The 10,009-nt window shown below is 44.3% G+C and carries 7 protein-coding genes; 5 read left to right on the plus strand and 2 right to left on the minus strand.

What is annotated here, in order from left to right; translation table 11 throughout:
• Window position 1 precedes the first annotated feature (1 nt).
• The gene (gene torS / locus J4N40_RS19225; RefSeq protein ID WP_005376567.1) at window positions 2-2,965 is read right to left on the minus strand and encodes a TMAO reductase system sensor histidine kinase/response regulator TorS; all 2,964 of its coding nucleotides are present in this window, start codon (window positions 2,963-2,965) and stop codon (window positions 2-4) included.
• 43 nt (window positions 2,966-3,008) lie between these two features.
• On the opposite strand from torS, the gene torT reads away from it, so the two are divergent.
• Both torT and J4N40_RS19235 read left to right on the plus strand, forming a co-directional pair.
• Complete coding sequence (gene torT, locus J4N40_RS19230) at window positions 3,009-4,058, plus strand: TMAO reductase system periplasmic protein TorT (protein ID WP_080960073.1); 1,050 nt, start codon at window positions 3,009-3,011, stop codon at window positions 4,056-4,058.
• Between the two features lie 64 nt (window positions 4,059-4,122).
• Window positions 4,123-4,578, plus strand: a complete 456-nt coding sequence (locus tag J4N40_RS19235) for a methylglyoxal synthase (RefSeq protein ID WP_005376571.1) — start codon at window positions 4,123-4,125, stop codon at window positions 4,576-4,578.
• A gap of 77 nt (window positions 4,579-4,655) precedes the next feature.
• Here J4N40_RS19235 and helD read toward each other — a convergent pair whose 3' ends face one another.
• Window positions 4,656-6,725 (minus strand): DNA helicase IV, encoded by a 2,070-nt coding sequence (helD, locus tag J4N40_RS19240; protein WP_005376572.1) that lies wholly within the window; start codon window positions 6,723-6,725, stop codon window positions 4,656-4,658.
• A 324-nt stretch (window positions 6,726-7,049) separates the two neighbouring features.
• On the opposite strand from helD, the gene yccS reads away from it, so the two are divergent.
• The 3 genes from yccS (at window position 7,050) to J4N40_RS19255 (ending at window position 10,006) form a co-directional block, all read left to right on the plus strand.
• Complete coding sequence (gene yccS / locus J4N40_RS19245; RefSeq protein WP_005376573.1) at window positions 7,050-9,203, plus strand: YccS family putative transporter; 2,154 nt, start codon at window positions 7,050-7,052, stop codon at window positions 9,201-9,203.
• A 189-nt stretch (window positions 9,204-9,392) separates the two neighbouring features.
• Window positions 9,393-9,623 (plus strand): hypothetical protein, encoded by a 231-nt coding sequence (locus J4N40_RS19250; RefSeq protein ID WP_005376575.1) that lies wholly within the window; start codon window positions 9,393-9,395, stop codon window positions 9,621-9,623.
• 80 nt (window positions 9,624-9,703) lie between these two features.
• Window positions 9,704-10,006: a hypothetical protein gene (locus tag J4N40_RS19255; protein WP_176311502.1), complete on the plus strand. Its 303-nt coding sequence runs from the start codon at window positions 9,704-9,706 to the stop codon at window positions 10,004-10,006.
• The last annotated feature ends 3 nt before the right edge of the window (window positions 10,007-10,009 follow it).

A 10,009-nucleotide genomic window follows, 5' to 3' on the forward strand; every position in this document is an offset into this window, starting at 1 on the left:
ATTACTTCGCCATTAACTCATCCAGAGCTTGAATTGATGCAGACACTTGAGAAACTAAATCATCTTTAGTCGCATTATAGGTATCTAGAGGTTGAGGCGCGGCTTCAATTGCTTGGCAAGCGTTCATTAGCGCAGTTAGTCCTAAACTTCCTGCACTGCCCTTTAATTTATGGGCAAGGTTCTTTACTTCTTTACTATCATTGTCCTCAGCAGACGCTTGCAGCTTGCTTAATACATCAGTGCTGGTGGCTCTAAACAGATTAATAATGTGCAACATCTTATCTCTGCCCAAGATTTTCATATCGGACTCAATCACGCTCGGATTAATGATAACCACATCGGGTTCCTTTGTTTTAGGTGCTTGAACGACCTTTGATTGTAGCTCTTGTTCTTGAGGCGAAATTTGATCAAACGGGGTACAGTCGGCATTTTGTGGCAACAACAACGGCTTTCCGTCTAGCGCATCCTGAATCAATGCCGCGAGTGCCTCTTTTGCCAATGGCTTAGGCAAGTATCCGTCAAAACCAGCGGCTAGATAGCGCTCAACTTCTTCCGCAAAAACGTGCGCAGACACTGCAATCATTGGCGTGACGGCAAGCGCTTTATTGGCCGGCTTATCACACTCAATCCGCTTTAAGCGTTGGATCAACTCAGTTCCATCACAATCAGGGAGGTTGATGTCGACCAAAGCGATATCAAAATCTTGTGTGCTGATCAGTTGCTCTGCTTGTGAGCCGTTTTCTGCCATCACGACTTGGTGCCCCATGCTTTCTAGAAAGCCTTCCGCGACCACTCGGTTGACTTCATTATCTTCTACTAGCAAGACCTTTGCTTTCACTTTGCAACGTGCGGTTGCCACGGTTCCTGTTTCAATAGGTTCGCTTTCCTCTAACGGAATAGAGAACCAGAATCGGCTACCATTTCCCTCTTCGGAATCGACTTCTAAAACACCGCCCATCGCTTCAATGATTCGCTTACTGATGGCAAGTCCAAGCCCCGTGCCTCCAGTTTGGCTCATCCCACCTTCAGCTTGCGTGAAGGCATCAAACAACGTTCTCTGGTATTTTTTGGCAATTCCTATTCCAGTGTCTGATACTTCAAACAGGACTTGCGACTCGTCCTCTGGGTTCAGGCTAACGTAGATATCAATTTCTCCTTCGTCAGTGAACTTAATCGCGTTACCAACGAGATTGTTCAGCACCTGACTGATTCTGGTGACATCCCCTTTCCAGTAGCGACTAACATCACTTTCAATATGGTAGGAGAACAGCAGCTTCTTCTCTTGTGCTCGACTGTTCATTAACTGGAAAGTGTCCTCCACCATTTGGTGTAAATCAAAGCCCATGTGACGAATTTCTAAATGCCCCGCTTCAATCTTGGAGTAATCCAGTACATCATTAAGGATCGCGAGCAACGTTTTACCACTACGATTAATGATTTCCGCATAACGCTTTTGAATTGGGTTGAGGCCTGAGTCAATCAACAAGCGTGCTGTCCCCAACACTCCGTTCATTGGCGTTCTTATCTCATGGCTCATCGTCGCCAAGAATGCCGATTTTGCTCGGCTCGCTTGCTCTGCTTGCTTGCGAGCTTTAGCGTGATTCAAAACCTCTTCATTCAAACGGCGGTTTGCTTGTTTTAACTGCGAAGTGCGCTGCTCAACGAGCTCTTCTAAATGCTCTTTATGCTCCTCAAGCTCTCGCTTGGCTTGAGCTTCACCCTCTGCTACCACTTTTAGTGCTTGCGCGGTATTACGAGCCGTGATGATGGCCTGCCCCATATGCGCCAACTCATCTTTGCCTTTCACTTCCAACTCAACCGCTAAGTTACCCTGCGCCACAGACAGCAACGCAGCGGAATATTCAGCTAACCGCTTCACAACAGAAAGGTACACCACACGCCATAAAATCAGCACCAATACAATCAAACCAACAATTGAAATAACGGTTAAAGACCACTGAGCGAATTTCAGTGTGCTGGTCAATTGGTCTACAGCAACGGTAGTGGTTTTGTTTGAATCATCAACCAATTTGTTGACCGTGCCATTAAGCTCTGAGAACAACTCTAATGTCTTTTGCATCAGTTGTTGTGACTGTTCGTTATTCTCGTATTGCTGCATCAGTATAGAAAATACGACCTGACGCTTACCAAGCTCTATGAGCAGTTGGCTCATTTGCTTAGAGCGCGTAGGATCTTCCACAGCGAGTACACGGCGTTGCATGATTTTGAGGTTGCTATCGAAATCACTTTGAACCTGTTGAATTCGCTCAATATTCGTTAATGTCCGAGCCTCTTCAATCTGATTCAACATTTTAAAGGCCAACAAGTGCAGTTCATGCAATCGCTCGGTCAGATCAAGATCGACCTCCACCAGTGCATCTAGCGCCTGATAAACTTGCGATTTTTTATTCGATTCTAATAAGTCATAAATATGCGTGACGTTAGCAACAGCAATGGTGCTTGTATTCTGAACTTGCGTACGAGTTAGTTGTTCTAGCTCTTCACTGAGCAGACGCATTTCTTCAACACGAGTATCTATCTCTTTTGCAAGCCACAGCTTTTTTTCAACCGAAACACCGAGTTCTGCCAAATTGTCGATAACGTTCTGGACGTTATTCTCTAAAGCTTCTAACAATTGAGAATCGAACGACTCACTCCCGAGCTCCTTGATGTGAGTGAGTAAAGACTCGAGCTGTTCGAACAGCACTCGCCCTGACTCCTTTCTTTCCTGCTCGTTTCTTGCGTTCGACAACATTTGTACAGACGAAATAATACGAGTACTCAACTCAGAGACTTGTCTCGCCTCAATCATGGCGGGAATCGCAGAATCCACGACATTTCTTTCGGTTTTGGCAACCAAAGAAAATCCAGACACACCAATAAGTGCCGATAACATGACCAGTATTGCCATCGCAATGAAAGACAACAAAAGTTTACGACCGATGCTTGCAGTTGCTAGCAGCATATTTTCATGACCTTAATGTTCGTGTTCAGCGACATATTACGTTATATTTTGCAGTGTTTACTTAATCTATGCCAACGAACTTCATTTCATGGTTAAAAATCAACACGCATTTCGCACATTTTTCAAACATTCTGCAGCCACTTTAACCCTCGTTGCTTCTTTGCCAGCGGTTGCCGCAGAGAAAATATGTGCAATATACCCTCACCTAAAGGATTCATACTGGTTGTCAGTAAACTATGGAATGGTGTCCGAAGCGAAAAGAGAAGGTGTCGAGCTACGAGTCCTTGAAGCGGGCGGCTACCCAAACAAAACCCGTCAAGAACAACAACTCGCACTGTGTAACCAATGGGGAGCAGATGCGGTTATCCTTGGGACCGTGGACCCACAGGCTTACGAGCATTCACTTAAAAATTGGGTGGGGAATACTCCCGTTTTTGCTACTGTGAACCAACTCGACTTGGATGAAGAACAAAGTGAGTTGCTAAAAGGGACTGTCGGTGTTGACTGGCATTGGATGGGATACGAAGCGGGTCAATATTTGGCAGCTCGCCATCCAAAGGGGTCAGGAAAAACCAACATTGCCTTACTTTTGGGGCCGCGAACTCGTGGTGGTACGAAACCCGTTACTGCCGGATTTTATGAAGCGATACAAGGAAGTGATATCAACATTGTTGACTCATTTTGGGCAGACAACGACAAGGAGTTACAACGTAACCTAGTTCAACGTGTGATCGATATGGGAAATATAGATTACATTGTTGGCAGTGCAGTGGCGATTGAAGCGGCCATCAGTGAGCTGCGCAGTGCCGGCAAAGCCGAGGAGATCGGTTTAGTTTCTGTGTACTTAAGTCATGGTGTATATCGAGGCCTGTTACGTAACAAAGTACTCTTCGCACCAACAGATAAAATGGTGCAGCAAGGTCGGCTTTCCGTGATGCAAGCAACGCATTACTTAAGAGGTGAAGCTTATGACAAACATGCCTCACCAACCATCAAACCACTGACTCCGAAGACGCTTCATGACGACACGATCGAAGAATCGTTATCTCCGTCAGAATATAGGCCGACATTCCGTGTTAAGGCTGTTGATTGAAAGACCAAAAACGTGTTCTATTGAGTCACAACAATTTTAAAATCATACAAACGGAAACATCTTGATGCAAAAAACCATTCGTACCATGCCAACCCATAAACATGTGGCTTTGGTTGCTCACGACAACTGCAAACCTGAGCTACTTCGCTGGGTAAAAGAAAACAAAGAAAAGCTACAGAGTCACTTCCTTTACGCAACTGGCACGACAGGACACATGCTGAGTAAAGAAACTGGACTTGCGATCAAGAGCATGATCAGTGGTCCGATGGGCGGTGATCAACAACTAGGCGCTCTCATTTCAGAAGGCAAAATCGACGTTCTCGTTTTCTTTTGGGATCCACTGAATGCCGTACCTCACGACCCAGATGTTAAAGCGCTTCTTCGTATTGCTAGTGTTTGGAATATTCCTGTAGCAACGAACCGAGCCACCGCTAAGTTCCTGTTTAACTCCCCTCTTCTTGAGCAAGAAGTAGACATCGAAGTACCGGATTACGAAGCCTATCTTGCTGAGCGCATGTAAGCTTTGATGCCAACCAAATAAAGCAAGGGCGATACCAAGTATCGCCCTTGCTGTTTTTAACATTCTAAACGTTGCATTTAACGGGAAGTCACTATGGGATAGTCACCATTAACGAGCTCTTGAACGAATGCAGATCCCGCACCAGTATGCGTGATCCAAACCTTCTCTTTCGCACGTGTAATCGCCACGTAAAATAGCCTGCGCTCTTCTGCGTAAGGGAATTTGTCTTTGGACTCCGTCAACGCACCATCAATGTGAATTTGCTTCTTCTTAGCGGGGAATTGCCCCTCATCCACAGAAAGAATAATCACAAAGTCAGCTTCGCGTCCTTTACTCGCATGGCAAGTCATAAAGCGAATATCGAGATTAGGGAAACGTCGCAACCAATCGTCGAACAAATCGGGCTTATGATAATGGTTACGTCCTAGCAATAAAACTGACTTGGTTTGCTTGGCTTGTTGATTCAAGTGATCCAAGATCTTTTCCACTTGATTGCTCGGCGCGGTATGTACGCTCTTCTGCTTGCGTTGTTTGTGGCTGTTTAGTGTTTTCGGCAACTGCGATGGGTTTTGCTGCACGAATGTATTCGCTACATCACCAATCTGATTGTTGAAACGATAAGTTGTATCTAAGTGATGAACGGTAGAGTGAGCAAAGCGTTCTTTAAAGCCAGTGATAAGATCTACATCCGCTCCTGCAAACTGATAGATCGCTTGCCAATCGTCGCCAACAGCAAATAACGTGGCACCTGCTTGTTTCTGAGTGGATTCACACAGTGCTTCAATCAATGCCAGACGATCTGGAGAGATATCTTGATACTCATCGACCATAATAAAGCGCCATGGCGAGACAAACTTCCCTTTATTCACATAATCTGTCGCACGACTGATCATGGTTGGGAAATCCACTTGGTTGCTTTCTTTAAGCATTTTCTGCCACGCTGTAAAACATGGCCAGCATAAGGCGAGTTCACTATTTAAACGCGTATAGTCTTGGTGGTTTACGAGCTTTTCTTGTACTTGCTTTTTGGTCAACCCTACCGCCGCTAAATGAGACAGCTGCGAATCTAGCCAAGCGATCAGTTTTGGATTTTCTGAATGGCTTCCTAACTCATCATCCCCTTTTAGGTACGCAATCGGCCATTTGTCTAAATGTTTTTGCCAACGTTTAAAGTTGGTGGGTGTCATCCAATGTTTTTTCAACCAGTCTACACACCATGCCGTTCGTTGATTTTCGTCCAACGCTAAAGGGCTAATTTCGACAGGTTGCTGTTCGACTTGTTTAAGAATATACAAGCCCAACTGATGGAATGTGTTGACGCGCACACCGTCTGCCGCCATGCCCACTTTATCTACTAAGCGTTCTTTCATTTCAGTCGCCGCATCACGACCGAACGCTAACATGAGAAGCTCTTCTGCTTGAGCCTGATGGCTTTGCAACAAATAGGCAACTCGTGCGGTTAAAACGCTGGTTTTGCCCGAGCCGGCACCAGCAAGAACTAAGTTGTGGTCGTCGTTGAGTAATACCGCATATTGCTGGGATAAATTCAAAGGAGAGGATTCAATTTGATTAAACAGCACTTCCCAATTTGGACGTTCTGCTTCTAGCCAATCGCGATTACGCTCACCAAGCGCCTCAGAGGTATCAATGAGCCAAGGCTCTATTTGCGACATACGATTCGGCATTCGCATTTTGGCTTCTTCTAGGGTGGTTTTCATCTCGCTTAACTCTTGGTTAAGACTTTCAACCCAGGAGACCACTTGAGAATGCGATAAGTAAGCAGGCAAGTGCTTTAGTTTGTAAAGCTCTTCTTCCCACTTAGGTAGATACTCAGCCAGTTTTCGGCACTGAGTGTTGTGCCACTCTTGATATTGACGAACGGCCTCAAGCGCGAACTTTCGGCATTGTGGCCACGGTAAACCTTGGACTAGCCAGCTTTGTTGTTTGCCTTCGTGTTCATGAGCAAAAAACTGTAAAGAGCTCCATAATAACCCACGCTTTACGCTAACTTTGCCATTCCAGATCGTAAAAGGAATATGTTCTTCACTGCCTATCGAGCTTAATAAAACACTGTTCTCTTTTATTTCGACGTGATGGTACTCATTTTGAATAAAAAACTGTGCTTTGCTAGTGGCAGTAAGCTGCATGAAACGTGCGCCTTTTAGTTTAGAAGTTGTCGATTTATATCATTTTAAGGCGCTAAATTGTAGCAACGGCGAGCTCCTAAGTAAGCTTCTTCTTCTATTCTTTAATAAAATTCACATTACTGTCGATTTAATAACCTAAAGCTGAGGTTATTTGAAGCTGGCTTTACAATCCTCAATACATGACCTGGCAGCTTTAATATAAGTCAATGACATCCCTGCTGATTTTATCAGCAACCACGAATTTTTCTTAAAGTAAATCATAAACGCGCTATAGTGGGTCTGGTAGTATTCCCCCTGTTCTTCATCGGAAACATAAGGCGCATTGTGCAAGCAACTTCTAAATTTCGGCTATATTGGGCAAACAAGACGATAAATTACAGCGTTCTTATCCTCATTACCTTACTGGGTGTGGTTATCCCAACTTGGTACTTCGAGCAAAACACGCTGATAACGCCATTAATATTAGGCGTTATTGCTGCTGCTTTGGCTGAAAGTGATGACAGTTTCACTGGACGCATCAAGGCTCTGATTCTCACCTTTCTCTGTTTTGCGCTTGCTGCTTTTTCAATTGAAATCTTGTTCGATACCCCATGGGCGTTTGCGTTGGGATTATTTATCTCAACCTTCGGCTTCATCATTCTTGGGGCGATAGGTCCTAAGTACGCGAGTATTGCTTTTGGTTCGTTGCTGATCGCTATTTATACTATGCTTGGCGCACATGAAAGCACCAACATTTGGTTTCAGCCACTACTGCTTTTGACTGGTGCCGCCTGGTATTACTTCATGTCCATGATTTGGCAGATATTTTGGCCTCTTCAACCGGTGCAACAAAGCTTAGCCAATGTGTTCTTCCAAATGGCGAATTATCTTGATGCGAAAGCCAAGCTTTTTCACCCTGTGACCAACTTGACGCCACAACCGCTGCGGATTGAAGCTGCAAAATGCAATGCTGCCACGGTTACGGCACTAAACGCTTGTAAAACCACATTACTTAACCGATCGAAACGGGGTCACATTGATGGGCCTAGTGACCGATTTTTAAATATTTATTTCATCGCTCAAGACATTCACGAACGCGTCAGTTCTAGCCATTATCGCTATCAGGATTTAGCGACCGAATTTGAACGTTCTGATGTGCTGTTTCGTTTTAAATATCTTTTGGAGTCTCAAGCCCAAGCGTGTCGTGATATTGCACTAGCCATTCAGCTAGGAAATGAATACTCCCATACCGATCAATCTATTCTGGCATTAGCTGAAGTACAAAACTCTCTTGCTTATCTAGAAGAACAAAAGCAAGGGCACTGGAAACGTCTGCTGATGCAGTTAACATATTTATTCAATAACTTAGCGACGGTAGAAAAACAACTTAATAACATTAACAACCCAGATGTTGAAGGCCTCGAAGAAGATACCCTCGCCGATACCAACCCACACACGCTAAAAGCGATGTGGCAGCGTATATCAGCAAATTTACACAAAGATTCGATGCTGTTTCGGCATGCATTACGTATGTCAATTGCCTTAACGATTGGCTATGGAATCATTCAAATATTCAACATCGACCGAGGTTACTGGATACTCTTAACCACTTTATTCGTATGCCAACCGAACTACAGTGCCACTCGCCAAAAATTGACGGCGCGAGTAATAGGTACATTAGCTGGTTTGTTGATTGGTGTACCATTGCTGACTTTTTTCCCTTCTCAAGAAAGCCAGTTAGTATTTATCGTTATCTCTGGTGTGATGTTTTTCGCCTTCCGGATGAACAACTATGGGTACGCGACTGGTTTTATTACACTGCTCGTCCTCTTCTTATTTAATCAACTAGGTGAAGGTTACGCAGTTGTCCTTCCTCGACTAGCAGATACCCTCATCGGGTGTGTGCTTGCAGTAGGAGCTGTATTAGTTATTTTGCCCGACTGGCAGTCGAGAAGGCTTCACAAAGTTATGTCGGATGCGATAGAGGCGAACAAGCAGTATCTCGATCAGATCATTGGTCAGTATAGAATCGGCAAGAAAGACAATTTGAGTTACCGTATCGCTCGCCGCCAGGCCCACAATAATGATGCCTCACTCTCTTCTGCGATTAGTACGATGCTGGCGGAGCCTGGCAAATATCGCGCAGCTGTTGATGAAAGTTTTCGCTTCCTAACGTTAAATCACGCAATGTTGAACTATATTTCTGCATTAGGCGCGCACAGAACTCGCATCGAAGATGAGTCAATTCATAAACTCGTTTTAGATGCTCACCGTTGTATTCATCAGCATCTGGATGTACTTCATAAACAGCTTCACCAGCATTGTGAGGAGTGTGACCTATCTAATATTGATGATGCTGGACTCGAGCAACGCTTAAACGAATGGCGCGATGAAGACGACAGCTCTGCCCGCATGGTATTGCAGCAACTTCATCTTATCTATCGCATGCTCCCAGAGCTTCATTCACTTGCTAGTAAGTTTGCCGTCAGGGTAAGTTAGTAACATTCAAACCATATGTAAGAGGGAAGCGCTATATCGCTTCCCTTTTTCTTTTTACGCTTCCATCTACCCCAAAGTGGGTAATTATGTACCTTCTTAGGAAAAATCTGACGTATCACTTAACACACCTTGACAATATTCGGACAAAAAGCAATCGATCAAATTCTAATCTATTTTGGTTGAATAAATATGTTGTATCCAAAGGATGAAGAATTTCGGGCAACGACGGATAAACCGAATCACGACGAAGGTATTGAGATGAACGCACAACAATTTAATGAACTTAAACAAAAGCTCAGTGATTTAACGGCAAGTCAGTTAAAGTCATTACAAGGTGAGATCAGCGTGAAACTAAATAAAGCGCAAAAACCGGTTCTATCTGGTGAAGAAAGAGAAATGCTTGCCAAACTGTTTGCCTAATCAAGTCATTGATATAAAACACTTGAACGTTTTATAAACTCCACCTATGCTCTCACTATCATAATGTTGGGAGTAGTGATATGCCTGTATCGGGAATTCAATCTGGATACCACATCGTTCAGATGTCACAACAAATGGCCGAGAAAGCTGCACATGGCATTAGCAATAATGTAAGTAAGGTAAAAGAAGAGCTTTCTGATCACAACATCGATTTAGCTGCGGTTGCGGATGTCGCAATAACAGCCTCAACACCTAGCCTTCCCTCTCAAAAAGTTGAATCTCTCATCAACCTCGCACAAGCCGCTGGTTATAGCCGAGTTGGCGCGTCTGTCATAGAGAAAAACAATGAAATCATTGGCAGCTTGCTAGACATCCACGTTTAGGCG

The organism is Vibrio sp. SCSIO 43097, from assembly GCF_023650755.1.
GTDB classification, from domain to species: domain Bacteria; phylum Pseudomonadota; class Gammaproteobacteria; order Enterobacterales; family Vibrionaceae; genus Vibrio; species Vibrio alginolyticus.